The following is a 24,064-nucleotide window of genomic DNA, read 5'->3' as shown; positions in this document are numbered from 1 at the left end:
GTCGCGTTGCCCTCCGGATCAATCCTGCGGATGACATCGCCTTGCTCATTACGCTCGTATTTCCAGACCGCCTCACCACGCCGCACGACCCGTACGAAACCATTGTCATGCTCGTAGGACGTCGGCTCATCCTCACCCGGAAACAGCGCGACCAAGCGACCGGCGGCGTCGTACTGATACGCCGTCACCGCGCCCAGCGGGTCCTGCTCGACGGTCAGTCGGCCCTTGTCGTCGTAGGATTTGAAATGTCGGGCGCCGTCGGGATCGATGCGCTGTACCAGTCGCGCACGCTGGTCATGCACGTAAACTTCCTGGCTGCCATCGGCGTTGTGCACGTTGACGCTGCCGTCATCGCCCCATACATACCGCGTGTCCATCTGCGAAAAACTGGCCCAGTGCCGGACACAGCGCGCGGCTTTACCAGACCTTTCCCACGCCCAGAAGAAACTCGCCCCACCGGCCAACTGCCGCTCAAGAATGACGTGCTGTTCATCGTACCGATAAACCTCGCGTTCACCGACGGCATTGGTCGCCGACACCAGTCGTCCGGCGTCGTCGTAGGCGTAGGAAACGACGTTCTGCTCGGTCACCCAAACGAAGGGTTCATGGCCTTTGGCGCGATGCACTTGGTAGTCCAACGCCACAATCCGACCCAGCGCGTAGCGCAAGAGCAAAGAGCGCCCCGCGCCGTTATCCAGTCGCTCAATGCACCCCAACCGGTCCCGGAAAATACGCAGCCGGTTGTCATACGCATCGCTGATCGCCGTCAGTACGCCGTCGTGAAAGTGATAGAACCGAGAAGCCTGGGCCAGCACCAACTCGCCAGAAACCGAGCCCAAATAAATAGCCGCTTCCGCCAGGCTGTTGGTAATCGCCGGTCGAGCAGCCGTCGGCAAGGGCAGGGTGGTCGAGCGATTCTCATGGTCGGTCCACACCACCGAATCGCCCGACACAGAAAGCCTGTGCGCCAGCGCATGACTCCAGCCAAACCCCAACCCGCAATCCACTTCCACCGCACTGGTGCGGTACAAGCGCGTCCACTCGAACGGCAAGATGCCATCCAGCGCGCCGTCGGTCAGGGTCAGCAGTTCCTCGCCGGTGACCATCGACACCGGGCAACCGTGGGTAACGGTCTTGTCCGCAGAAGCCGCCGCATCGCCCTTCGGATTCGACGCCACGGCCGGCACATCATCCACCGGCTCCTGGCGGACCAATGCGGTGCGCTGCGTCTTATTGCGCACCATCGGCACCGCGTTCGAAACCAACTGCTCGCCTGCCTTCAACGGCGCCACCGGCACCGCTTTGACCGGCGTCGCCGCACTCCCCAGCAGCAACGGTTTGGCCGTCTGCACATGGGTTTCCAGCCCAGGCCCCGGCACCTGCCTGGCTAGCAATTCCAACAACGCCCGCGCCCGCCCGGACTTGATAGAACTCAACACCTGAGCCCCCAGCCGAAGCTGAACCCCCATCCCCCGCGTGGCCCATATCAGCAACAGGTTGATCAGCACTTCGCCGGTGATCTCACCCAGCAGTTCGTACATCTCGGGCGGCGGCAGCAGGCGTATCCAACTGACCATCGCCGACAAATAGATAAACAACAGCGGCTCGTCGCTGAGCACCAGAAAGCCTTGGGCGAGTGTGTCCTTGCCCAGTTTCAGCAGTTCATCGAGTTCGGCCTGGGAAAGGTACTGCAGCAACTTCTCGCTGTTGGACTTGAGATTCGCCAACAGGTCGTACAGCTCGGTGATGTTGTCCCACAGGTTGTAAAACGCCTTGCCAATCCCGCTTGCAAAGGCCGCACCCTGTTTCGCGCTGCGCTTGAAGGGCGGGGCTTTGGCAAAATCGGCCCATTGAGGCTCGAAATGCTCGCGCCATTGCTTGCGCAGATCCGCTTCCAGTCCGGCAATCACCGACTGGTAGGACGCATACAGCGCCTTGACGTGATCCTTGGAAACATTGGGGTAGAAAGTGACTCGGTACTGCTGGTCGCGGGTGCATTCGGGCACTTCAAGCCTGCCGCTGGGGCCGATGGTGCGGTGCAGCGGTGCACCCATGGGCGTGCCGTCCGGCGCAATGGCTTGCAGCGTCACCGGCGTGTTGCCGATAGGAACGAAGCGCGTGCTCTCGAACAGATGCACCAGGGTCAGCCCACCCTGGGCCTTGCATTGAGCGACGGTGCGACTGGGTGTGTCGGAAGAGATCGGCGCGACCAGTGCGACGTCGTCACCGACCTTGAACACCTGCTCGACTTCCAGTGCCGAGCCACTGAAAAAGCTGTCGGCCCACGCGTCGAAGGTGTTCAGGCAATTGCGCAAATCCCCAAGCACGCGTTCAACATCCGGCGCTTTGGGGTCCATGGGGGCCAGGACGAAGCTGGCAAGCACCGGAATCAAAACACAGCCCCAATAACTGGGGCTCTAACGAAAAGAACCATCTGCAATCCCTCGCACTGAATGATCAGGCGAGGGACTTTGCAGCGGGTCACAGGTAAAAGAAGTCGGCGCTATTCGCGGGGATGGCGAAGAAGTTTCGTTTTAACCTCAGGTATGCTGCGGCATGGTTGTAGGAGTCGGATTACGGGCTGAACGGTCCTACAGCTTCAACTGCCCAATCGCCTTACTCAATTCCCCCGCCAACGTCGCCAGTTCATTACTGGTGGTCGCCGAATCCACGGTCTGCTGTACGGTGTTCTCGGTTACATCACGAATACTCACCACGGCGCGGTTCATCTCTTCGGCGACATGGCTCTGCTGTTCGGCGGCCACCGCAATCTGGGTGTTGCTCTCACGCATCTGCGCCACGGCGCCGGTGATTTCGGCGAGTGCGGCGCCGGCTTCCTGGGCCTGTTGCACGCAGTCATCGGCCTTGAGCGAGCTTTCCTGCATGAAGTCCACCGCGTCGCGGGTACCGGCTTGCAGCGCCGAGACCATGCGGGTGATTTCGTCGGTGGAGCTCTGCACGCGCTTGGCCAGGTTGCGCACCTCGTCAGCGACCACCGCAAAGCCACGGCCCATTTCGCCGGCGCGGGCAGCTTCGATGGCGGCGTTGAGGGCGAGCAAGTTGGTCTGTTCGGCGATGCTGTGGATCACCCCGACCACGCCGTTGATTTTCTGGCTGTCTTCGGCGAGTTTCTGGATCATCTCAGCGGTCTGCTGCACACCGGTGGACAGTCCGGCAATCGAACGTTGCACCCGTGTGACCACTTCCTGGCCGCTGCCGGCGAGGGTATCGGCGGTTTGCGAGAGGTCGCGGGTGGCGCCGGCGTGCTGGGCAATATGGTGGACGGTGGCGGTCATTTCGTTGATCGCAGTGGCGGCCTGGTCGGTCTCGCTTTGCTGGCCGAGCATGCCGTGCTGCACCTCGTTCATGCTGCTGGCCAGGCGGGCGGCGCCCTCGTCCAATTGCCTGGCGGTCCGTGCCACGGTATTGACCACCCGCTGGTAGCCCGCTTGCATGGCATTGAAGGCGCTGGCCATCTGCCCGACTTCATCCTTGCAGGCCAGGGGCACCCGGGCGGACAGGTCGCCAGTCTTTTCTACATGGAGCATCACGTCCTTGAGGGTGTTGAGCTGGCTGAGCAGGAAGCGGATCAGCAGTTGCGAGGCGCCGAGCATCGCCAGCATCAGGACCGCCACCGCCACCGCATAGTTGACGAAGCGTTCGCCGAACACCTGGCGCAGGCTCGGCGCGTAGGCGAGAACGGCGACCTGTTGTCCGTCTGCACGGCGGATGACCTCGGCGCCCACCAGCGGGTTCACGCCGAACAAGGGCAGGTGACTGAGCTCGACCCAGCCGCTGGCGCCTTGCAAGGCGGACAGGTCCTGGCCTGCCCGTTGTGGCGCCTGGTCGCGGGTGAAGGTCAGCCAGTTTTCGCCAGTGGGCAGTGTCTTGTCGGCCGGCCAGGTGTTGAGCAACTGCGCCTGGGCCTTGGCCGAAACCTGGGACGCCTGACTGCGGGCCTGTTGTTCGAGCTGGACGGCATACAGCACCAGCAGCAACGTGGTGATGAAAGCAACCGCGTTGACGGCCCAGAATTTGTACTTCAGTGAGATATTGCTAAGCCAGGCACCCATGGAGGTTTTCTCTGATAGCGGAAACAGCATTGGCAAGGTGCCATTATTGTGCCGCTACTCAGGAACGGGTTTTTGACATGGGTCAATGCGCCGCATCACCGACGGTAGGCAAGCCGAAAAAAGCCCGGGCACAGGCGGTACTGTGCAGCGCCAGGTCTTCCAGCGTTTCATGGCGATGCAGGGCAACTTCGCGAAGCACTTCGCTCAGGAAGGCGGGCTCATTGCGGCCGTTCTTCGGCTTGGGGCGCAGCGTGCGTGGCAGCAGGTAGGGCGCATCACTTTCCAGCATCAGACGGCCGCGGGGAATTTCCCTGACCAATGGGTGCAGATGCGTCCCACGGCGCTCGTCGCAGATCCAGCCGGTGATACCGATGTGCAGGTCAAGGTCGAGGTAGCTGAAGAGCGCCTGTTGTTCGCCGGTGAAGCAATGCACCACTGCAGCGGGCAAGTGGTCACGGTAATCCTTGAGGATCTCCAGCAGGCGCTGGTTGGCGTCGCGCTCGTGAAGGAACACCGGCAATTTCAGTTCGACAGCCAGGGCCAGGTGTTCCTCGAGGACTTTTTCCTGTTGTGGGCGCGGCGAAAAGTCCCGGTTGAAGTCCAGTCCGCACTCGCCGACGGCACGCACACGGGGCTGGTTGAGCAAGTCGCGCAAACGCTGGGCGCTGTCGCTGCTCCAGGCGCTGGCGGAGTGGGGGTGGATGCCGGCGGTGCTGAACAGGCGTTGCCCACTTTCATCAAGGCTTGTGCACAGCACCATGGCCTGCTCGCTGCCTTCGACACTGGTGCCGGTGAGCACCAATTGCTGCACGCCGGCGGCGTAGGCCCGCTCGAGAACGGCCGAGTGCCTCTCGTCGAAACTGGGGTTGGTCAGGTTGACGCCGATATCAATGAGTTGCATGGTGCTACCTCCGCCTGCGGCCGGAAAGCATATCAGAGCTGTAGATTTATAAGAAAAACCAAGAACTACAACGCGTTATAGCTGTCTTTGAACGTCGCCGGCGACATTGTGGCGGGCCCTTTGCCTCTCACCCTGTCGTCGTTGCACGCCTTGCCAGCGCATTAAGCGCTCTGTTTCTGACGCCCGACACCTGGTTTTTAACGAAGGTGTTGGCCAGTATTCTTTCCGGAGAGCGGATGATCCGACCCGCGGCGTTACTCATGATGTGCGTGACGTTACTGCTGCCCATGGCGGCGGTCGCGCGTCTGGATGGGCCGCTGGAAGTGACCAGGCCCGGCAAGGTCCGTGACCTGGCAGAGATTCGCTCCAGTCGTACCCTGCGTGTGTTGGTCAACCAGAGCCGCAATAGCTCCGGTGAAGTGCAGGGCCAGGCCATCGGTGTCGAATACCATCGCCTGCGAGCTTTCGAGCAATACCTCAATGGCCGTGCCCGCGACGGGCAGGCAATCAACCTCAAGATCATCCCCAGGGCCAAGGACCAGTTACTTGCCGCGCTGGCCCGTGGCGAAGGCGACCTGGTAGCCCCCGGCGAACTGCTGGACGTGAAGGCCGCGCACAAGATCAGCAGCAGTGACCCGATCGCCAGCAACGTGCCGCTGTGGCTGGTTGGCGTCAAGGGTGAACGACGGTTTACCCGGTTGGAGCAATTGTCGGGCCGCACCCTGACGTTGACCACCGGCAGCGCGGCGGCGGATGCGATCAGCCAGGCCAACCAGAAACTGGCCCTGCACAAGCGCCCGCCGATCAAGGTGGAATGGGTCGACCCGAGCCTGGCGGTGGAAGACGTGCTGGAGATGGTGCAGGCCGGGATCTTTCACCTGACCATCGTTGAAAAGCCGATTGCCGAGCGCTGGTCGAAAATCCTGCCCAGGTTGCGCTTTGACAAGCAGGTGGTCATCAGCGAGCCGGGCGACGAGTACTGGTTCGTGCGCCAGGATGCGTCGATGCTGCGGGCGAGCATCGATCGTTTCCTCAAGACCTACCACAGCCCATCCGACCAGGATGTGGCGTTCCAGCGTATCTATCGACGTCTCTACCAGGTGCGCAACCCGTTGGCCCGCGCCGACCGTCAACGCCTGGAGAAACTGCGCCCGGTCCTGCAAAAGCATGCGCGCGAGCAAGGCATGGACTGGTTGAACCTGGCCGCGCTGGCATTCAAGGAGTCCGCGCTGGACCCTGGGGCACGCAACAGCGGTGGCCCCACCGGTTTGATGCAGATCACGCCCTCGGCGGCGCAGCGGGTGGGCGTGAACAATATCGAGAATCTGGACAGTAATGTGCAGGCGGGCGCGCGCTACCTGGCCATGATCCGTCGCAAGTTCTTTGCCAGCCCCAAGCTCAACGAGCGTGAACGCATGGCCTTTGTGCTGGCCGCGTATAACATGGGGCCGGAGCGGGTGCAGGGCATGCGCACCGAAGCCCGGCGTCGGGGGCTCAACCCCAATCAGTGGTTCTTCCAGGTTGAGCGCATTGCCATGGAGCAGGTAGGGATGGGCGCCGTCAGCTATGTTAATAGCGTCAACAAATACTATCTGGCGTTCGACCGGGAGCGGGAGTCCCTGGAACCGTCGGCGCCGAACGTTGCGTCGCGTAAATAATCGAATTTGTCGATGGTGATAATGCAGTTTTTCGGCTTTTATCATTGTTTAAACTGATTAATATAGCGGCCAACCAACCCCTATCTGAAAAAGGATTTACCTCGTGAGCCCATTGATTACCCGTGTCCTGTCCACTCGCGCAGGTTATGGCCTGACCGTTCTGCGCATCTTCGTCGGTATCATCTTCGCTGCCCACGGCTCGCAAAAACTTTTCGGCTGGTTCGGCGGTGGTGGTCTGGCCGGCACTGCCCAATGGATGGAAAGCATCGGCCTGGCGCCGGGCACCCTGATGGCCGTGTTGTCCGGCGGCACCGAGTTCTTTGCCGGCCTGGCGCTGATCATCGGCCTGCTCGCACGTCCTGCGGCACTGGGCCTGACCTTCCTGTCGCTGGTGGCCATCTTTTCCGTGCACATTCATAACGGGCTGTTCATGGCCAACAATGGCTATGAGTTTGCCCTGGCCCTGCTTGGCGGCTCGCTGGCGGTACTGTTCGAAGGTGCCGGCAAACTCTCGGCCGATCGCGCCATCACCCGCTGATCGTTTCGCAAGCTAGGAGGCCCGCCACGTGCGGGCCTTTTTCGTTGCTCGGGATTCTTGACACTGCCCCGCCAGCTTCTCTAGGATGCTGCTCATGCGCCGATTTAAACAGCTAATTGCGGGGCGCCACTGGACTCGATGCAGTCCGACAGAACCATGCACTCATCAGCAGGCACGGGTCGAAATACCGCTAAAGCGCTGGTTCGGTGTTGCCTCTCACCTGCCCGCAGACTTTTGAGGCAGAGACACGACACAATGAATGCACCACGCCCCCTGATACGCCTGGCCCCCATCACCGCGGACCTGACTCAGCGCAGCCCGAAAATCCTCCTGGGCGGCAAGCACCAGCCGACGCTGCTGCGCTACCTGGATGGCTGGCCACGGCGCACCGGGCGGCCTTCGGCGTTCCTTATCCAGTTCGTGGAAGACGGCGACTCCCTGACGCGTTTCGCCAGTAACAGCTTTGACCTCGCTGTTATCCAGGCACCGAGTGCAGGCAATGCCGAAGAGGTGATCCGCCACCTGACCCGTATTGCCCGGCAAGGGTTGATTGCCCGTCGCTGATGCCCGCCGCCCGGCGATCAGCCAAAGGCCACCGGCGACCATCGGCGTCGACGCAGGCAGCGATACCGTAGCCAGGCTATCAGGCACAGCATCAGGGGCACCGTCGCGATCATCAGCAGCTTTATGGTGCGTTCGAAGCGGTTTAACGGTGCATACGCCTGCGCCTTGAGGGCATGCAATTCCATGGGCAGGCGCAGGCGCTCCTTGTTAAGCGCTTGCAATTGGGTACTGGTGTCCACGACCTGGGTGCCCAGGCCTGTGGCCTTTGGATTGAGCCGTTGCCATGCTTGTTCGGTACGCTCAAGACGACGTTCCAGTTCCGCTGCCTTTTCCCGATAGGCCTGTGCGGCAGCTTCGCGCATGGGCGTGAGGGTGCTGAGCGAACGCGACGTGATGTGCGGGCGAATATTGGCAAGTAATGCGGGCGCCGCCAGGTTATCCAGGGTATTGAGTACGAACTGCAGGTTGTTGTTGCCCGTTGCCTGGCTGACAGCGTCGGCGAGTACATCGGTATCGGCAACCACCACGACCTCGATCCGGGCAGCCTTTTGCAAGCCGGGCGGCTGTCCGCTCAATCCGTCAGGAAATGCCGAATAGGCCGGCCCCTCGAGACGCGCGGCGATGACATGGCGCTGGCCTGAAGTGGAGGCTTCGTCAATCAGCGCGTCGAACTGCGTCGTTGAAGCGAAGCGCTCGGCGTCCAGCAGCGCAGACTGCCGAGAGCTTTGCAGCAGCGGGGTGAACGTCTTGCGGTTTTTTCGGGCGCGCAAGATCGCGCCACTGCTTGATACGCTCAGGCTGTCGAGTTTCCAGGTGCTGATATCCTGAGCATTCATTGCCTGTCGTGGCAGTTTCAACCTGGCGGGGTGCAGTACGGTGGGCATGCCCGGGCCGAGCGATGCCGACGAGGCATACAGGCTGTCGACCAGCAGCTTGTTAGTGGGCATGCGTATGCCCCAGGCGTTCAACAGGCCATCGAGCCTGGAATCTACCGATAGGGCTTCAGACCCCATCTCGCTTACCGGGTCGATGAAGATCATCAGCTTGCCTCCCCCCAGGACAAACTGTTCCATGGCGTAAAGCGCTTGTTCGGCCAGCGCCCTCGGTTGCACGACCATCAAGCTACCTATCGAGTCAGGCACCTGGGAGATGTTGGAGGCCAACTCTGTCAGGTTGAAATGCCCGCGCATCTGCTCCATCAGTTGGCTGGCGGACTCATTCAACGGCAACCCGGACAGCAGGCCGACACTGGGCCGTTGAGGGTGCATCAACCTATAGATCAGTTGGCTGATCTGATACTCGAGCAGCGGTTCGTCCACGGGGTTAAACGCATCGATGCGTTGCATACCCTGGCCGGCACGCGTGCCTATAAGGCCAAGGAATCCTTGTGTGTCATCCAGGCCGAACAAGCTGGCTTTGTAGGCATCTTCGGAAAAAGGGGTTGGATCAATAATGTGCAGGTTGATCATGCCGTTGGCGGCCGCTTCGAATTCCTGAAGCAAATCCGCTATGCGTTGGCCGAAGCGTTTCACGGTTCGGCTTTTCCTGGGTGCTGTGAGCGAGTTGAAGTAATACAAGTCCAGTGGGCTTTCAAGCGTCGCGAGCAACTGCTGCGTCGAGGGTGATAACGTATGAATTTTCTGTCGTGAAAAGTCCCAGCGGGAATCGGGTAGTTTGTTTAGCCAGACCAGATTGAATGCCAGGAACAGTAATAATATGACGACTAACGTCATACCCACACGAAGAGCGGATCGCATCAGCGACTTTCCTTAGCTGTTTTTATAGTTGAGTGTAACGATGGTTGCAGAAAGGAAGGCAACGATCATGCTGACAAAATATAAACCGTCATGCAGTGTTATTTTGCCGTTGTCCATTGAACTGAAACGGGATATCGGGTCAAGTTTCATGATGCTGTCAACTATCCAGATTGGCGCTTGATGTTCAAGCGCATCCAGGACCGAAGACAGCCCGCTGATGGTCAGCAGCAAACCCAGGGTGAGTAAAAAAATAATAATCCGCTGGTGCGTGAGTGCACATATAAAGCAACCGACCGATAGGTAACTTCCCGCCAGTAGCCAACTTGCCAGAAATTGTGATGCGATCACCCCGTTGTCGGGCGTTCCCAGAAAATGCGCGGCCGCCACTATAGGAAAATTCAACAACAGGGCAATGCTGCAGACAACCCAGGCTGCGAGGAATTTTCCGATCACGCGTTCTGCCGAGGTGAGGGGCAGGGTTTTCATCATGTCGCAAAAGCCGATGTTGCGTTCATCCGACCACAGTTGCATTGATAGGCTGGGTATCAACAGCAGGTAGAGCCAGGGGTGCAGTTCGAAAAAAGCCTGCAAGTCACTGCTGTCGCGCTCCAACCAGCGATGGGTATACAGCCCCAGCGTCGCACAAAGCACCAGGAAAAACGCCACGCTCAGGTAGGTGTGGGGGGTACTGGCATAGCTGGCGAGTTGGCGTTTGAATATGAGGGGCAGCAGTTTCAAGAGGATACCTCGTGGCTCAGATGGTGAACGACATCGTTCAGGCGACCTGGCTCCAGATGCAGTGACGTGATGTTCCAGCCGCGATGGGTGATGAGTGAATTGATGGCGGGGAAGATGGCGTGCCCGGGCATGGCAAGGACCGTCACCTTGCCTGGATTTTGACGGTCTTCCTCGATGCCGGCCACGCCGGGCAGTACGGCAAGGGCGAGTAAATCCACGGGCGGATCCGCTGCGAGCGTCACCGCTTGGAAGTGCCGGGAGCAACGCTGCAAGTCCGCCAGCGAAGAGTCGGCAATCAGTCGTCCGCCCGCGATTACCAGGGCGCGGGTGCAAATCTCGGACAGCGCGTCGTAATGGCGGGAGGCGATGATGATGCTCATTTCTTCGTTAAGGGACTGAACAAGCGCTCTGAATTTGAGCTGTTGCTCGGTGTTCAGCCCTTCGGTGGGCTCGTCCAGGAGGAGGACGCCGGGGGAGTGCAAAATGGCTTGTGCAATCGCGACGCTGCGCTTCAAGTCAAGGCTGAGTACATCGATGGGGCAGTTGAGTACGGGGTACAGCTCCAGTCGCATGGCGACCCGGTCGACGTGCCGGCGTTTTTCGGCACCCCTGAACCCTCGAGCGGCGGCCACAAAGTTGAGGATGCTTTTGACCGACAGCGTGTGATGGGTTATGCCCCCCTGGAGCTGGTGACCGACGGCTTGCCTGGCGAGAGTTGAATGGGTTTGGGTACTCAGGCCCTGAATGCTGACGTGCCCACTGGTGGGCCTGGCCATGCCGGAAATCAATTTCAGCAACGTTGTTTTACCGGCGCCATGCTCTCCCAGCAATCCCACGCATTCATGGCGTTGGGCACAGAACGAAAAGTCGCTTATCACGCTTTTCTTGCCCAGGTACTTTGTCAGGTTGCTGACTTCGATCATAGGTTTACCGAATCAATTGGGCGGTGCCTGAAGAATGTTTAGTTGTGGTGTCGATGCATTAAAAAGATTACGTTCAATACCTGCTCTTGGGAACGCTGGGCTCACTTAATAAGTAAAGTCCTACGTTTGATTTGATAATGCGCTGAAACAATTGTGTTGTTCTGAATACTTAATAATGGTCGGATATTTGTCTGACATTTATATAAGGTTTTCTTTTTGCAATGAGGCCTGACTGCCATGATGCTTCTACGTACCCTTGTTCTCGAGCGCAGCGGCGAGGATGCTCCCGTCAACGGCGCACTGTTGTGCGGCTTTGCGGTCGAACAGACATCCTCCAACTTCCTGGTATATAGCCTTGATGAAGAAGCCGAACCCGGTCATTCCAGGGTGTATATCGCCGCCTTGCGCAAAAAACTCGAACGGTATTTTCTTGGCGGGGTTGAGTCCAAGGAGGACTTGCAAGTAGCGATGCAAGTCTTTAAGCAAATTCTGATGATGGCGGCGGCATCCGGCAATAAGGACACTGCCGTCACCGAGTCTCAGGTTCCGTTTCACTTCATTGATCTGAAAGGCTGCAGATTGCCGCCTGCCAGGCCCGAAGATCATCACTCAGTGATCGTCAAGAAAGCCTTGGTGATGAAGGTGATTACATTGGGCATGTCCGCCCCCGCTGCGCCTGCCATCGAAAGCAGCGCGGTCATCGTGCCGTCGATCCGCTTTTCATCGCAAATGGTTGCACCGCCGCGGGGCAAGAGTGAGCCGGAGCCCGTCCCGACGCCTGTGGATCAATTGTGTGTTGAAGAGCCGCCGCATCCGCCGGTCACGTTACCCGAAGTGGCGCGGATGCCCGTCGAACCCAGCGCGCCGATTGCTCAGGCAGAACCCATCGAAATACCGTCGCAACCCCGCTCCTCCAGGGAGAATACCTCCATTCTCGAGATAGACAGCACGCTGAGCAATCTGGCCAGGGTCGCCCAGGAACTGACACAGAAGAAACAGGCTGTCATCGAGCGCGAAGAGATGCTCGAACAGTGGCAGACTCGATTGCAGCAACAGCAGGATCAGCAGGATGAAAGAAGCCGGGCGTTGGACCAGCACCATTCGCGCCTGCAGGAGCAAGCACTGGAAGTGAGCCAAAAGACCGAAAAGATGGTGTTGATGATGTCGCAGCTATCGCTGATGCGACAGCGCCTGCAAGGCACGCTCGTTGAACTGGACCAGGTCCTCGACGGGCAGGGCTGAGTCACTGTCGCGCTGGATACTTTGCGCCGTTGATTTATGATCGATCCCCGCCGGCCGACGCCAGGGTATGATGCCCTGGTCTGTCGACACTATTGGACATTGCCTGGGGATGCACGCGTTTGAGTACCAAGCTGATAACCAAAGAAGGCCATGAAGCGCTGAAAAAGGAGCTGGACTACCTCTGGCGTGAGAAGCGCCCGGACACCACGCGCAAGGTGACGTGGGCAGCTTCCCTGGGAGATCGCAGCGAAAACGCGGATTACCAGTACAACAAGAAGCTGTTGCGTGAGATTGATCGGCGGGTGCGCTACCTGCGCAAACGCCTCGAAGATATGCGCGTGGTGGAATACATGCCCGAGCAGGAGGGCAAGGTGTTTTTCGGTGCGTGGGTCGATGTCGAAAACGAGCAGGGCGAGACCAAGCGTTTCCGCATTGTGGGTTATGACGAGATCTACGACAGGATGGATTACATCTCTATCGACTCCCCCATGGCACGTGCGCTGCTGCGCAAAGAGGTAGACGATGAAGCCATCGTACAAACCCCCGGCGGTGAGGTGTGCTGGTGGATTACCCGGATCGAATATGTGAAATAGCAACTGATGGCCCTTGCCGGAGCAAGGGCCATCAGTGTTTCAGCCCTCGCGCAGTACCGTCAGCGGGCTGGCGTTGAGCGCACGACGCGTGCCGAACACCCCGGCGGCACCGATCAGCGCCGCACCGATCAGCGGCAACAGCAGTAGCCAGGGGTGAGGGTGCCAGGTCAGGTCAAAGGCGTAGCGGTACAGCACCCAGGTCACCAGTTCCGTGCCCAGTGCCGCCAGCAAACCGCTGACCGCCCCCAGCAGGCCGAACTCGATGCGCCGGGCCTTGACCAGCAACCTGCGCTCGGCACCCAGCGCACGCAGCAGCGCCCCCTGGCGGATGCGCTCATCCAACGTGGCCTGCAAGCCGGAAAACAGCACGGCCATGCCGGCAGCGAGCACGAACAGCAGCACGTATTCCACCGCCAGGGTCACCTGGGCAAGGATGCTGCGCAGTTGTTCCAGCAGCGCCTCGACCTGCAGGATGGTGACGGCCGGGAAGGCGCGGGACAGGTCGACGATCTGTTGGTCATGCCCAGGCGCCAGGTAGAAGCTGGTCAGGTAGGTGGTCGGCAAATCCTTCAAGGTGCCCGGCTGGAAGATCATGAAGAAGTTGGGCTGGAAGTTGTCCCAGTTGATGGTCCGAAGGCTGGTGACCCGTGCCTCGCGATTCTCTCCACCAATGGTGAAGACCAGATGGTCGTCGAGCTTGAGCTTCAGGCTTTCAGCTACATTGGCTTCCACCGAGACCCCAGGCACCCCATCGCCCGGTTGCGCGGTCCACCAGCTGCCCGCCGTCAGTACATTACCCTGGGGTAAATCGGCGGCCCAGGTCAGGCTCAGGTCCCGTTGCACCGCGCGGTCACCGCTGGAGTCCTTGCTGACAATCTCCTGCACGGGCTCGCCGTTGATGCTGATCAGCCGGCCGGGTATGACGGGGTACAGCGGTGCCGATTGCGCCTGCACTTCCAGAAGGCGCGCGCCAAACGCCTCTTTGTCGGCCGGCAGGATATTCAGCGCGAAGTAGTTGGGCGCATCCTTGGGCAACTGGTTCTGCCAGGTGTCGAGCAACTCGCCGCGCAGCAGGGCGATCAAGCCCATGGACAGCAGGATCAAGCCAAACGCCAGGGACTGGCCGGCTGCCGCCAATGGATGGCGCAGCAATTGGCCCAGGCCCAGGCGCCAGGGCAGGGAGGCCCGTGCGAGTAAGCGGCGCAGGCTTTGCAGTAACAACAGCAGCAAGCCACCGAGGATCAATGCCGCCACCACGCCGCCGCCCAGTAATGCGAAGGTCAGCACCAGATCAAGGCTCAGGCGCCACATGATCAGGCCCAGGGCAAAGAGCGCCGCGCCATACACCATCCAGGTGCTCGAGGGGATCGGCAGCAGGTCGCGGCGCAATACCCGCAACGGCGGCACCCGGCCCAGCGCGGCCAGGGGCGGAAGCGCGAAGCCGGCGAGGGCGACGAGCCCCGTGCCGATACCGGCAACGGCCGGCAGCAGCCCGCCGGGTGGCACGTCCGCGGGCAGCAGATCGTGCAGGAAGTAGAACAGCCCGAATTGCGCGAGCCAGCCGAGGACGGCGCCGGTCAGGCTTGCCAACAGGCCCAGTACGCTAAGTTGAAGGCTGAACAGCACCATGGCTTCGCGGCGTGACAGCCCCAGGCAGCGCAGCAGGGCACTGGCATCGAAGCGGCGGCTGGCAAAGCGGTTGGCCGACAGCGCCACGGCCACGCCGGCCAGCAATACCGCCACCAGGCTGGCCATATTCAGGTAACGCTCGGCCTTGCCCAGGGCGCCGCCAATCTGTTGGTTGCCATCGCGCGAGTCCTGCAGGCGCTGGTTGGCCGCCAGGCCCGGCTTGACCAGGTCGCGATAGGTTTGCAGCGCCGTGCTGCCGGGTGGGGCGCGCCACAGTTCGCGATAGCTTACGCGGCTGCCAGGCTGGACCACGCCGGTGGCGTCCAGGTCCGCCAGGTTGATCATCACCCTGGGCGTGAGGCTGTAGAAATTGCCGGCGCGGTCGGGTTCGTAGGTCAGGACGCGCGCCAGACGCAGGGTTTTCATGCCGACGTCGATGCTGTCGCCGACCTTCAGGTCCAGCGCTGTCAACAGCCGTGCTTCCACCCAGGCTTCGCCGGGTTTGGGGCCGCCGCCCGGGGTTTCGGCACCAAAGGGTTCGCCCGCACTTTTGAGCTCGCCCCGCAGCGGATACTGCTCGTTGACTGCCTTGATACTGGAGAGCTGGATGCCATTGTCGGCCGCAATAACGCTGGAGAATTCCACGATGCGCGCATGATCCAGGCCCAGTTCGGTGCCGGATCGGATTTGCTCGGGGCGGGCTGGCGAGCTGCCTTCAAGTACCAGGTCCGCGCCCAGGAACTCGGTGGCGCGCAACAGCATGGCGCCGTTGAGGCGTGCACCGAAATACCCGATAGCGGTGCTGGCGGCCACCGCCACCAGCAGGGCGAAGAACAACACACGCAATTCGCCGGCGCGGGCATCGCGCAGTAATTGGCGCATGGCAAGACTGAACAGGCGTAACAGCGGCAGGCGTGCCATCAAGGCTCCAGGGGCGCGACCATCAGGCCGGCTTCAAGACGGATCAGGCGTCGGCAGCGATGGGCCAGGCGCTCGTCGTGGGTGACCAATACCAGGGTCGTGCCGCTCTCTTTATTGAGTTCGAACAACAGGTCGCTGATGCGCTCGCCGGTATGGCTGTCGAGGTTGCCGGTAGGCTCGTCGGCAAACAACACGTCAGGCTCGGCGGCAAATGCGCGGGCAATCGCCACGCGTTGCTGTTCGCCGCCGGAAAGCTGGCGTGGCGAATGGGTCAGGCGCTTGCCGAGGCCGACGCGTTCGAGCAGGTGCGTGGCGCGCTCGCGGGCATCCTTGCGGCCGTCCAGCTCCAGCGGCAGCATGACGTTTTCCAGCGCATTGAGGCTGTCGAGCAACTGAAAGGACTGGAATACGAAACCCACGTGTTCGGCACGGATGCGCGCGCGTTGGTCTTCGTCGAGACTGCTCAGGGCTTGACCTGCCAGGGTGACTTCACCGCTGCTGGGCAGGTCCAGGCCGGCCAGCAGACCGAGGAGGGTGGATTTGCCGGAACCGGAGCTGCCGACGATAGCCAGGCTATCGCCCTTGTTCAGTTCCAGGCTCAGTTCGTGCAGGATAGTCAGTTCACCTTCCGCGCTGGGAACCACTTTGCTGAGGTTTCGCGCGGTGAGAATGCTTGCGCCCATGGAGAATCCGATGCGAATGTGGTTTTTGAGTGCTGGCCTGGCCTTGATGTGCATGGCCCAGAACGCAGCGGCGGGTACAGTCCTGATCGTTGGCGATAGTATCAGTGCCGGTTTCGGCCTGGATACCCGCAAAGGGTGGGTTGCCCTGTTGGAGCAGCGGCTCAAACAGGAGGGTTTTGACGATAAGGTGGTCAATGCGTCGATCAGTGGCGACACCAGCGCCGGAGGTCTCGCGCGGTTGCCGGCGGCGCTTGCAGCGCATAAACCGGATGTGGTGGTGATCGAGTTGGGCGGCAACGATGGGCTGCGCGGTCAGCCGCCGGCGCAATTGAAACAAAATCTTGCCTCGATGATTCAGGCGTCCCAGGACAGCGGTGCCAAGGTGCTGCTGCTGGGCATGCAGATCCCACCCAACTATGGCAAGCGGTACGTCGACGCGTTCGCCAGGGTCTTCGGCGAGGTCGCAGAGGAAAAAAAGGTGGCGCTGGTGCCGTTTTTTCTCGAGGGAGTGGGCGGGCATTCCGACTTGATGCAAGCGGACGGCCTGCACCCGGCAGTCGCCGCCCAGGGCAAGTTGCTGGAAAATGTCTGGCCGACGCTCAAACCGCTGTTATGACGCTTTTCTACCGGCAGGCTTTCGGCTAAGGTGGCGCCCCCCCGATTTGGAGCCCCTGATGTCGCGTCCTGCCTGGTCCCTGTTCAACTACCAACTGATCGAGCCTGACGAGCAGCTGGATCTGTTCGCCTGCCAGGAAGTGCGAGTGCATCTGGTGGCGCGTCAACTGGAGTTGGGCGGCTCGATTGATCGCACGCTCTGCGGCACGCTACTGCCGGCGCAACCGCTTTGGTCATCGGTGGACCGTTCGATCTTCCAGGATCAGCGGTTGTGCCCGTTATGCAGGGCCATTCTGGAGTCGCAAAAGCGCGGCACACCGCCGATCTGGCCGGAGCTGCGCTTCGAGCTCTAGCGCGGCCGGCTTGATGCCAGGCACTCGCTTGACGTATACAATCAGTTTTTTCCTACCGTCGTTCTGCGAAGGATTTTCCGGATGTTGTCGCGCCTTTCCGTCGTTACCTGCTGCCTGTCTCTCGCTGCGCTCTGTGCGGCCGGTCCGGCGTCAGCCTTGCAGTTGCCCCTGCCGCCGCCCGGTGAGGACATCGTCGGTCAGGTCCAGGTGATCAAGGCCAAATACGAAGACACGTTTGCCGACCTGGGCACCACGTATGACTTGGGCTATTCGGAAATGGTCGCCGCCAACCCGGGCGTCGATGCCTGGTTGCCAGGGGCGGGCACGGATATCGTGCTGCCGACACGGTTCATTCTGCCGCCCGGCCCGCGCGAAGGCATTGTGATCAACCTGGCTGAATATCGGCTCTACTATTACCCCAAGGGACAGGACGTGGTTTACACCTTCCCGCTGGGGATTGGTCGTGAGGGCTGGGGGTCGCCCATTGCCCATACCAGCATCATCGCGAAGACGCCGAACCCCACCTGGACACCGCCGGCCTCGATCAAGGCCGAACATGCCGCCAATGGCGACCCGCTGCCCAACGTAGTACCTGCCGGCCCCGACAACCCGTTGGGCCCGTTCAAGTTCACCCTGGGCACACCGGGTTATCTGATCCATGGCTCCAACATGAAATTCGGTATCGGCACCCGCACCAGCCACGGTTGCTTCCGCATGTTCAACAACAATGTGCTGGAAATGGCGAGCATGGTGCCGGTCGGCACGTCGGTGCGAATCATCAACGATGCCTATAAGTTCGGCAGTGCCGGCGGCAAGGTCTACCTCGAAGCCCATACGCCGTTGAACGACGATGGCACGCCATCGGTGGTCGACAAGCACACGGCGGTGATCAATGCCCTGCTCAAGCGTGAAGACCTGGCCAACAACCTGCGGGTGAACTGGGATCAGGTGCGTGATGTGGTGGCGGCGGAAGATGGCTTGCCGACTGAAATCGGTGTGCCTGGCGTCGCTCCGGTGGTGTCCAGCGCGCCGGTTGATTTTCAATAAAGCTGGTGCGGATGGCTGCGGCCAGTTCAGCAGATTTCAGGCAAAAAAAAGCCGACCCATAAATGGATCGGCTTGATAACAACCCCGAAGGATTATTACTTGCGGCTTGCTTTTTCAAGCATGCGCAGAGCGCGCTCGTTAGCTTCGTCAGCAGTCTGTTGTGCTTTTTGAGCAGCAGCCAGCGCTTCATCAGCTTTACGGTAGGCTTCGTCTGCACGAGCCTGGGAGCGAGCTGCTGCATCTTCCGTTGCAGTCAGACGCGCTTCGGTTTCTTTGGAGACGCTGCTGCAACCGGTAGCCAGAACTGCGGCCAGAGCCAGAGCAGAGAATTTCAGAACGTTGTTCATCGTGTTCCCCTTCAAGGACTTTCTATTAGATGACTACTGTCTCAGAGTGAGCAAATAGCCGGCGTACATACTACCCATTACTTGTAGTAAGTAAACTGACGTTGCGCAAGAAGCAAAAAAAATTCTGGTACCGAATCTGTTTTGGCTAATCTGTGGGAGATTTGTATAAAGACCAGACGGGTTTTTTCATCCTGCTGAAGATTGGATCCAGGCTGAAAGCGCCGGCCCGCATGCCTCGAGCCTTGTAAGCAGATGAAATGTTATATATCCAGACGGGCACTTGCGTTGCGCTTGCGCGTACCGCAACGGGTATCTTTCGCTCATCTAGAGGTGACTTTAACAGCGCCAGTTCGTCTCAAGCTGCAACTGCCGGCAATGTTCAGGCGTTCGGTCACCGGTTGATCGAGGCCCTTTCTAATAATCCGCCCGTGGCAGGGGATGACGAGTGTGCCTTGAGCAATTGCTGAATTGGTGCCTACTATTCCCTGCGTGCAGGTGTGAGCGCTCAGGGTTTTCTCGTTGTCGAAACCGGCACGGGGTGGCGTAGATGTTCCTTCGCCGGAAAAACATCGGTAAGGTAGGGTCAATATTCAAGACCCGCGAGGAGTAGTGATGAGCGAGGCGTTGTCCATCCACCATGACCAGGCTGGTCATCAGTTCGAGACCAATGTGGACGGTCATCGTGCCTATCTGACCTATATGGACCTCGGGAAACAGACCCTGGATATCTATCGCACGTTCGTGCCCAACGCGTTGCGCGGGCGTGGTATTGCGGCTGCGTTGACCGAAGAGGCGTTGAAGTTTGCCGAAGAGTCAGGCTACACGGTCATCCCGTCCTGCTCCTATGTGGAGCGCTACATGGAGCGCCACCAGCGCCATGCCGCCAAGCTGTGAACGCACAGCCATAAAAAAACGCCGGGTTTAGCCCGGCGTTTTTGTGTGTGCCTGATTCAGGTGCGTTTGCGTGTGGGCAATACGTCCTTGAGCTTGGCGTGCATGCTGCGCAGGGTGTTCTCGGTAGCGGCCCAGTCGATGCACGCGTCGGTGATCGATACGCCGTACTGCAAGTCGGCCAGGTCTTTTGGAATGGCCTGGCAACCCCAGTTCAGGTGGCTCTCGACCATCAAGCCGATGATCGACTGGTTGCCTTCGAGGATCTGGTTGGCGACGTTTTCCATCACCAGCGGCTGCAGGGCCGGGTCCTTGTTGGAGTTGGCGTGGCTGCAGTCGACCATGATATTTGGCTTGATGCCGGCCTTGTTCAGCGCCTGTTCGCAGAGTGCGACACTGACCGAATCATAGTTGGGCTTGCCATTGCCGCCGCGCAGCACCACGTGACCGTAGGCGTTGCCCTTGGTGGTGACGATGGACACGCCGCCTTCCTGGTTGATGCCCAGGAAACGGTGAGGGCTGGAGACCGATTGCAGCGCGTTGATCGCTACGGTCAGGCCGCCGTCGGTGCCGTTCTTGAAACCTACGGCCGAGGACAGGCCGGAGGCCATTTCGCGGTGGGTCTGGGACTCGGTGGTGCGGGCGCCGATGGCCGACCAGCTGATCAGGTCCTGCAGATACTGCGGGGAGATCGGGTCCAGCGCTTCGGTCGCGGTGGGCAGGCCCATTTCCGCCAGGTCCAGCAGCAGTTTACGACCGATATGCAAGCCGTCCTGGATCTTGAACGAGTCGTCCAGGTACGGGTCGTTGATCAAGCCTTTCCAGCCGACGGTGGTACGCGGCTTCTCGAAATAGACGCGCATCACCAGGTACAAGGTGTCGGACACTTCGGCCGCCAGCGCCTTGAGGCGCTCGGCGTATTCGTGAGCGGCCTTGAGGTCGTGGATCGAGCAAGGCCCGATGACGACGAAGAGGCGGTGGTCGGTGCCGTCGAGAATGTCACGGATGACTTCGCGACCCTTGGTGACGGTCTGCAGGGCAGCGTCGCTCAGGGGAATTTCGCGCTTGAGCTGATCGGGTGTGATCAGGGTCTCGTTGGATTCAACGTTTAGGTCATTGATCGGTAAATCAGCCATCGTGTTACTCGTCAGGGTCACGGGTGCCGCCCGCCAGCCATCCCCGTGCGGCGGAGCACAGCATGATTTGAATGCAGGGGGGAGGAACCTTAGCGCGTAATACGGGCCCGCGACAATGGGCAAAGGCCGCTTTAATCCAGCGCTGGCTGCATAACGGCCGCGTGGGAGAACTCGCCGGCGTGGCGCGACACCCAATCGCGGGCCAGGGCTTCGAGTTGCTGGGCCGTGAGCTCGGCGGTTTCGTGCAGGCGGCAGTAGCGCTCGATCTGGCACACTTGCTCACCCATGCGCGCGCCGAACAGGGCATGTTCATCGGTAAAACTGATGCCGATGCGATAGCCGGCTTGCCCTTTGCGGCACCACGCGACATAGCCCGGATAGCGCGCGGTGGCGCCCAGGGAGGGGATAGACAGGTCGACCGCGGTGCCGGGGCGCCAGGCACGCGGCCAGTTGCAGGCGATGCCGCCGCGGCCGATAGTGCGCAGGCGTTGGCGGGGCAAGGGAGGAGACGGACGTTGGATCAACTCGACAGCGACATCATCAGGGTGAGGTAAAAAACGACCCATGTACACGGACTCCGAACACCGTCTTATGGACGGCAGTGGCAGCAGTATAGTGAAGGAACTGGAATTGACCGACCTGGATATCGACCAGCAACTGCTGGGATTGCCCGGGTGTTCGCTGGTAGTGTTTACCAGTGTCGGTTGTTCCAGTTGCCGCTGGGCGCGCCAGCAGTTGCCGGGCTGGCGCTTGCCGGTGGACCGACTGTGCTGGGTGGATGCCGGGCACAACGGTGGCGCGGTCGAACGTTACCAGATCTTTCATTTGCCCGCGTTGTTCCTGGTGTGCGAGGGTCAATTCCTCGGGCAATTACAGACACGTCTTACGCAACCAGACCTGACCGACGCGGTAAACCACGCACTGACACGTACCCCAGAGGATTTGCCATGACCGCCACTGCACACCCTTCGCCACGCATCGGCATCATTGGCACCGGCGCCATTGGCGGGTTTTATGGCCTGATGCTGGCGCGTGCCGGGTTCGACGTGCATTTTCTGCTGCGCAGCGAATACGCAGTGGTCAGCAAGCAGGGTCTGCGCCTCAACAGCAGCGTGCATGGCAACCTGCACCTGCATCCGGTGCAGGCGTATGCCAACGCTGCGGATATGCCGCCGTGCGATTGGCTGCTGGTGGGTACCAAATCCACCGGCAATGCCGACCTGGCCCCGACCATCGCCCAGGTTGCGGCGCCGGATGCCAAGGTGGTGCTGTTGCAAAACGGCCTGGATGTCGAGGACAGCCTGCGTGAACACCTGCCGCCGTCGCTGCACTTGCTCGGCGGCCTGTGTTACATCGGCGTGCATCGCGCCGCGCCGGGCGTCGTCGAGCATCAGGCGCTGGGGCGGGTCAACCTGGGCTATCACAGCGGCACCGCAGCCAACGATGAAGCGCGGCAGCAGGCGATTGTCGAAGAAGGGGCCGGCCTGTTTCATCAAGCGGGTATCGAGTCCCAGGCCATGACCAGCGTGCACCAGGCCCGCTGGCATAAACTGGTGTGGAATGTGCCGTTCAACGGCCTCTCGGTTTTGCTCGGCACCGGGACCCGCGCGCTGATGGCGGATGAATCCAGCCGTGCGCTGATTCAGGCGCTGATGGCCGAAGTGGTGCAGGGCGCTCACGCCTGTGGCCATGACATTGCCGCGAGCTACGCCGGGCAGATGTTTGCCATGACTGAAACCATGGACGACTACCTGCCCAGCATGTATCACGATCACGTGCACAAGCGTGCGCTGGAACTGGCGGCCATCTATGCGCGACCCTTGGCCGCCGCCAAAGCGGCCGGCTGCGAATTGCCGCGCATGCAGGCGCTTTACCAGGCCTTGAGTTTTATTGATCGGCACAATCGCTGATTCGGGGGCACTGACATGGTGAAGGGATTGAGCGACAAACTGGTGCTGGCGATTTCATCGCGAGCCTTGTTCGATTTGAGCGAGAGCCACAAGGTCTACCTCGCCGAAGGGGTGGAGCCGTATCGCCAATACCAGATCGAGCACGAGGAGGAAATCCTTGAACCCGGCGACGCGTTCCCGCTGGTCAAGAAACTGCTGAGCCTCAATGCCAGCCTCGGGCGCGCCCGTGTCGAGGTGGTATTGGTGTCGCGCAACAGCGCCGATACCGGCCTGCGTGTGTTCAACTCGATCCAGCATTACGGCCTGGACATTTCCCGTGCCGCTTTCGTTGGAGGGCGTAGTCCCTATCCGTATTTGGCCGCCTTTGGTTGCCATCTGTTTCTGTCGACCCATGCAGAAGATGTGCGCAGTGCGCTCGACGCCGGTTTTGCCGCGGCGACGATCCTGTCGGGTGGCCCGCACCGGGCATCAAGCGAGGAACTGCGCATCGCCTTCGATGGCGATGCGGTGCTGTTCTCCGACGAGTCCGAGCGCGTCTATCAGGCCGGCGGCCTGGAAGCGTTCCAGGCCAGCGAACGAGAGTCGGCGCGCGAGCCGTTGCACGGTGGCCCGTTCAAGGGCTTCCTGGCGGCGCTCAACCTGTTGCAGCGTGAGTTCGCCGACGAGGCGTGCCCGATTCGCACGGCACTGGTCACCGCACGCTCGGCGCCGTCCCACGAGCGGGTCATTCGCACCTTGCGCGAATGGGATATCCGCCTGGATGAATCGCTGTTCCTGGGTGGCCTGGATAAATCCGCGTTCCTCGAAGCCTTCGCCGCCGATGTGTTCTTCGATGACCAGGTCGGCCATTGTGAGCGCGCCAGGGAGGTCGTGGCCACCGGGCATGTGCCCCATGGCATCAGTAATGAGTTGAAAATCCAGAGCGAGAGCTGAGCCGCACTGCTCGAGGCGCTGCTAAGCTCATTTGATCTCCGCCAGCCTGGCAACCCAGGGGGTTCTATGATTCGTTCGATGCTGTACGCCACGGATCTTGGCCTGTATGCACCGTATGTCATGCAACATGCCCTGGCGTTGGCGCGAACGTTCAAGGCCGATTTATATGTGATTCATGTGGTGGAGCCCATCGGGCTTTTCGCTGAATCGGTGTTGCAGAGCTACCTTGATGAAAAGGCCCTCAGCGAATGGCAGCGCCAGGGGCTGACCACGGTCATGGCGACGATCGAGCAACGGGTGCTCGACAGCTTTCGCGAGGAACTGGGAGACGGGGAGCAGGACCTGAAGTTGATTCGTTCTGTGCGGGTGATCCAGGGGGACCCCTGCGAAGTGATTCTCGACCAACTGCATAAGCTTTGCGTCGACTTGTTGATCGTCGGCAGTCATAGCCATGCCAGCGCAGCGGCCACACCGCTTGGGCGTACCGCTGCGCGCCTGGTGCAGGTGGCGAGTGTGCCGGTTTACCTGGTGCCGTCGCTGCAACGTCGGCGCAATGATGATATTGATCGGTAAAAAACGATAAAAAGTTCTAGATTTATATATCTTACCTTT

Annotated in this window: 24 protein-coding genes; 13 read left to right on the top strand and 11 right to left on the bottom strand. The window is 60.5% G+C overall.

All coding sequences use genetic code 11. From position 1 onward, the window contains the following. From BFQ00_RS19295 to BFQ00_RS19285, 3 genes are all read right to left on the bottom strand, one after another. A partial coding sequence (locus tag BFQ00_RS19295) for a DUF6531 domain-containing protein (RefSeq protein WP_256536921.1) occupies positions 1-2,393 on the bottom strand: 2,393 nt, incomplete at its 3' end. A gap of 198 nt (positions 2,394-2,591) precedes the next feature. After that, the gene (locus BFQ00_RS19290) at positions 2,592-4,073 is read right to left on the bottom strand and encodes a methyl-accepting chemotaxis protein (RefSeq protein WP_065934416.1); all 1,482 of its coding nucleotides are present in this window, start codon (positions 4,071-4,073) and stop codon (positions 2,592-2,594) included. Positions 4,074-4,155: 82 nt separating this feature from the next. After that, positions 4,156-4,974, bottom strand: a complete 819-nt coding sequence (locus BFQ00_RS19285; protein ID WP_065934415.1) for a TatD family hydrolase — start codon at positions 4,972-4,974, stop codon at positions 4,156-4,158. A gap of 236 nt (positions 4,975-5,210) precedes the next feature. On the opposite strand from BFQ00_RS19285, the gene BFQ00_RS19280 reads away from it, so the two are divergent. From BFQ00_RS19280 to BFQ00_RS19270, 3 genes are all read left to right on the top strand, one after another. After that, positions 5,211-6,632 carry a transglycosylase SLT domain-containing protein gene (locus BFQ00_RS19280; RefSeq protein WP_065934414.1) on the top strand — a complete coding sequence of 474 codons (1,422 nt, stop codon included), beginning with the start codon at positions 5,211-5,213 and terminating at the stop codon, positions 6,630-6,632. A 103-nt stretch (positions 6,633-6,735) separates the two neighbouring features. Next, complete coding sequence (locus BFQ00_RS19275; RefSeq protein ID WP_065934413.1) at positions 6,736-7,170, top strand: DoxX family protein; 435 nt, start codon at positions 6,736-6,738, stop codon at positions 7,168-7,170. A gap of 255 nt (positions 7,171-7,425) precedes the next feature. Continuing rightward, on the top strand, positions 7,426-7,734 hold the full coding sequence (locus tag BFQ00_RS19270; RefSeq protein ID WP_065884451.1) for a hypothetical protein: 309 nt from the start codon (positions 7,426-7,428) through the stop codon (positions 7,732-7,734). Positions 7,735-7,751: 17 nt separating this feature from the next. Here the strand turns inward: BFQ00_RS19270 and BFQ00_RS19265 are convergent, their stop codons facing one another. Genes BFQ00_RS19265 through BFQ00_RS19255 form a run of 3 tightly spaced genes read right to left on the bottom strand, consistent with a single transcriptional unit; the run spans position 7,752 to position 11,152 of the window. Continuing rightward, complete coding sequence (locus BFQ00_RS19265; protein WP_065934412.1) at positions 7,752-9,491, bottom strand: Gldg family protein; 1,740 nt, start codon at positions 9,489-9,491, stop codon at positions 7,752-7,754. 12 nt (positions 9,492-9,503) lie between these two features. Beyond that, entirely contained in the window at positions 9,504-10,229 is a 726-nt protein-coding gene (locus tag BFQ00_RS19260; protein ID WP_065934411.1) for an ABC transporter permease, read from the bottom strand. Next, entirely contained in the window at positions 10,226-11,152 is a 927-nt protein-coding gene (locus BFQ00_RS19255; RefSeq protein WP_065934410.1) for an ABC transporter ATP-binding protein, read from the bottom strand. Before BFQ00_RS19255 ends, BFQ00_RS19260 begins: the two co-directional genes overlap by 4 nt. A 237-nt stretch (positions 11,153-11,389) precedes the next feature. On the opposite strand from BFQ00_RS19255, the gene BFQ00_RS19250 reads away from it, so the two are divergent. Together BFQ00_RS19250 and greB are read left to right on the top strand one after the other, a co-directional pair. Next, positions 11,390-12,394, top strand: coding sequence for a hypothetical protein (locus BFQ00_RS19250; RefSeq protein WP_065934409.1), 1,005 nt, complete (start codon positions 11,390-11,392; stop codon positions 12,392-12,394). Between the two features lie 119 nt (positions 12,395-12,513). After that, complete coding sequence (greB, locus tag BFQ00_RS19245) at positions 12,514-12,987, top strand: transcription elongation factor GreB (RefSeq protein WP_065892558.1); 474 nt, start codon at positions 12,514-12,516, stop codon at positions 12,985-12,987. Between the two features lie 39 nt (positions 12,988-13,026). Here the strand turns inward: greB and BFQ00_RS19240 are convergent, their stop codons facing one another. Beyond that, positions 13,027-15,537, bottom strand: coding sequence for an ABC transporter permease (locus BFQ00_RS19240; RefSeq protein ID WP_065934408.1), 2,511 nt, complete (start codon positions 15,535-15,537; stop codon positions 13,027-13,029). Next, the gene (locus tag BFQ00_RS19235) at positions 15,537-16,220 is read right to left on the bottom strand and encodes an ABC transporter ATP-binding protein (protein WP_065885127.1); all 684 of its coding nucleotides are present in this window, start codon (positions 16,218-16,220) and stop codon (positions 15,537-15,539) included. The genes BFQ00_RS19240 and BFQ00_RS19235 overlap by 1 nt, the downstream gene beginning before the upstream one ends. A gap of 10 nt (positions 16,221-16,230) precedes the next feature. On the opposite strand from BFQ00_RS19235, the gene BFQ00_RS19230 reads away from it, so the two are divergent. From BFQ00_RS19230 to BFQ00_RS19220, 3 genes are all read left to right on the top strand, one after another. Beyond that, a complete protein-coding gene (locus BFQ00_RS19230) occupies positions 16,231-16,836 on the top strand; it encodes an arylesterase (RefSeq protein ID WP_065934407.1) in 606 nt (201 codons plus the stop codon). 58 nt (positions 16,837-16,894) lie between these two features. After that, positions 16,895-17,188, top strand: coding sequence for a hypothetical protein (locus BFQ00_RS19225; protein ID WP_057722836.1), 294 nt, complete (start codon positions 16,895-16,897; stop codon positions 17,186-17,188). Between the two features lie 81 nt (positions 17,189-17,269). Next, on the top strand, positions 17,270-18,235 hold the full coding sequence (locus tag BFQ00_RS19220; protein WP_065894674.1) for a L,D-transpeptidase family protein: 966 nt from the start codon (positions 17,270-17,272) through the stop codon (positions 18,233-18,235). Positions 18,236-18,330: 95 nt separating this feature from the next. Here BFQ00_RS19220 and oprI read toward each other — a convergent pair whose 3' ends face one another. Then, entirely contained in the window at positions 18,331-18,582 is a 252-nt protein-coding gene (oprI, locus tag BFQ00_RS19215) for an outer membrane lipoprotei OprI (RefSeq protein WP_003172710.1), read from the bottom strand. Positions 18,583-19,194: 612 nt separating this feature from the next. Between oprI and BFQ00_RS19210 the strand changes: the two genes are divergently transcribed. Beyond that, positions 19,195-19,476, top strand: a complete 282-nt coding sequence (locus BFQ00_RS19210) for a GNAT family N-acetyltransferase (protein WP_003233387.1) — start codon at positions 19,195-19,197, stop codon at positions 19,474-19,476. Between the two features lie 56 nt (positions 19,477-19,532). On the opposite strand, the gene BFQ00_RS19205 is transcribed toward BFQ00_RS19210, so the two are convergent. Next, positions 19,533-20,609, bottom strand: coding sequence for a 3-deoxy-7-phosphoheptulonate synthase (locus BFQ00_RS19205; protein ID WP_065885130.1), 1,077 nt, complete (start codon positions 20,607-20,609; stop codon positions 19,533-19,535). 131 nt (positions 20,610-20,740) lie between these two features. Next, on the bottom strand, positions 20,741-21,175 hold the full coding sequence (locus BFQ00_RS19200) for a PilZ domain-containing protein (protein WP_065885131.1): 435 nt from the start codon (positions 21,173-21,175) through the stop codon (positions 20,741-20,743). On the opposite strand from BFQ00_RS19200, the gene BFQ00_RS19195 reads away from it, so the two are divergent. From BFQ00_RS19195 to BFQ00_RS19180, 4 genes are all read left to right on the top strand, one after another. Further along, positions 21,174-21,560, top strand: a complete 387-nt coding sequence (locus BFQ00_RS19195; RefSeq protein ID WP_065894680.1) for a thioredoxin — start codon at positions 21,174-21,176, stop codon at positions 21,558-21,560. The genes BFQ00_RS19200 and BFQ00_RS19195 overlap by 2 nt on opposite strands. After that, a complete protein-coding gene (locus BFQ00_RS19190; protein ID WP_065934406.1) occupies positions 21,557-22,519 on the top strand; it encodes a putative 2-dehydropantoate 2-reductase in 963 nt (320 codons plus the stop codon). The genes BFQ00_RS19195 and BFQ00_RS19190 overlap by 4 nt, the downstream gene beginning before the upstream one ends. Before the next feature lie 15 nt (positions 22,520-22,534). After that, positions 22,535-23,452, top strand: a complete 918-nt coding sequence (locus tag BFQ00_RS19185) for a 5'-nucleotidase (protein WP_065885134.1) — start codon at positions 22,535-22,537, stop codon at positions 23,450-23,452. Positions 23,453-23,518: 66 nt separating this feature from the next. Continuing rightward, a complete protein-coding gene (locus tag BFQ00_RS19180) occupies positions 23,519-24,025 on the top strand; it encodes a universal stress protein (protein ID WP_065934405.1) in 507 nt (168 codons plus the stop codon). The last annotated feature ends 39 nt before the right edge of the window (positions 24,026-24,064 follow it).

The sequence above is a fragment of the Pseudomonas sp. 28 E 9 genome (assembly GCF_900004785.1).
Classification (GTDB): Bacteria; Pseudomonadota; Gammaproteobacteria; order Pseudomonadales; family Pseudomonadaceae; genus Aquipseudomonas; species Aquipseudomonas orientalis_A.
Note: the sequence above shows the minus strand (reverse complement) of the source record. Positions and strands in the feature narration are given on the sequence as shown.

Excerpts from the sequence above, each read along its gene's own strand:
- BFQ00_RS19290 (WP_065934416.1), bottom strand. The coding sequence starts at position 4,073 with ATGGGTGCCTGGCTTAGCAATATCTCACTGAAGTACAAATTCTGGGCC.
- BFQ00_RS19285 (WP_065934415.1), bottom strand. The coding sequence starts at position 4,974 with ATGCAACTCATTGATATCGGCGTCAACCTGACCAACCCCAGTTTCGAC.
- BFQ00_RS19280 (WP_065934414.1), top strand. The coding sequence starts at position 5,211 with ATGATCCGACCCGCGGCGTTACTCATGATGTGCGTGACGTTACTGCTG.
- BFQ00_RS19270 (WP_065884451.1), top strand. The coding sequence starts at position 7,426 with ATGAATGCACCACGCCCCCTGATACGCCTGGCCCCCATCACCGCGGAC.
- BFQ00_RS19265 (WP_065934412.1), bottom strand. The coding sequence starts at position 9,491 with ATGCGATCCGCTCTTCGTGTGGGTATGACGTTAGTCGTCATATTATTA.
- BFQ00_RS19255 (WP_065934410.1), bottom strand. The coding sequence starts at position 11,152 with ATGATCGAAGTCAGCAACCTGACAAAGTACCTGGGCAAGAAAAGCGTG.
- BFQ00_RS19250 (WP_065934409.1), top strand. The coding sequence starts at position 11,390 with ATGATGCTTCTACGTACCCTTGTTCTCGAGCGCAGCGGCGAGGATGCT.
- BFQ00_RS19240 (WP_065934408.1), bottom strand. The coding sequence starts at position 15,537 with ATGGCACGCCTGCCGCTGTTACGCCTGTTCAGTCTTGCCATGCGCCAA.
- BFQ00_RS19235 (WP_065885127.1), bottom strand. The coding sequence starts at position 16,220 with ATGGGCGCAAGCATTCTCACCGCGCGAAACCTCAGCAAAGTGGTTCCC.
- BFQ00_RS19230 (WP_065934407.1), top strand. The coding sequence starts at position 16,231 with ATGCGAATGTGGTTTTTGAGTGCTGGCCTGGCCTTGATGTGCATGGCC.
- BFQ00_RS19225 (WP_057722836.1), top strand. The coding sequence starts at position 16,895 with ATGTCGCGTCCTGCCTGGTCCCTGTTCAACTACCAACTGATCGAGCCT.
- BFQ00_RS19220 (WP_065894674.1), top strand. The coding sequence starts at position 17,270 with ATGTTGTCGCGCCTTTCCGTCGTTACCTGCTGCCTGTCTCTCGCTGCG.
- oprI (WP_003172710.1), bottom strand. The coding sequence starts at position 18,582 with ATGAACAACGTTCTGAAATTCTCTGCTCTGGCTCTGGCCGCAGTTCTG.
- BFQ00_RS19210 (WP_003233387.1), top strand. The coding sequence starts at position 19,195 with ATGAGCGAGGCGTTGTCCATCCACCATGACCAGGCTGGTCATCAGTTC.
- BFQ00_RS19205 (WP_065885130.1), bottom strand. The coding sequence starts at position 20,609 with ATGGCTGATTTACCGATCAATGACCTAAACGTTGAATCCAACGAGACC.
- BFQ00_RS19195 (WP_065894680.1), top strand. The coding sequence starts at position 21,174 with ATGTACACGGACTCCGAACACCGTCTTATGGACGGCAGTGGCAGCAGT.
- BFQ00_RS19200 (WP_065885131.1), bottom strand. The coding sequence starts at position 21,175 with ATGGGTCGTTTTTTACCTCACCCTGATGATGTCGCTGTCGAGTTGATC.
- BFQ00_RS19190 (WP_065934406.1), top strand. The coding sequence starts at position 21,557 with ATGACCGCCACTGCACACCCTTCGCCACGCATCGGCATCATTGGCACC.
- BFQ00_RS19185 (WP_065885134.1), top strand. The coding sequence starts at position 22,535 with ATGGTGAAGGGATTGAGCGACAAACTGGTGCTGGCGATTTCATCGCGA.
- BFQ00_RS19180 (WP_065934405.1), top strand. The coding sequence starts at position 23,519 with ATGATTCGTTCGATGCTGTACGCCACGGATCTTGGCCTGTATGCACCG.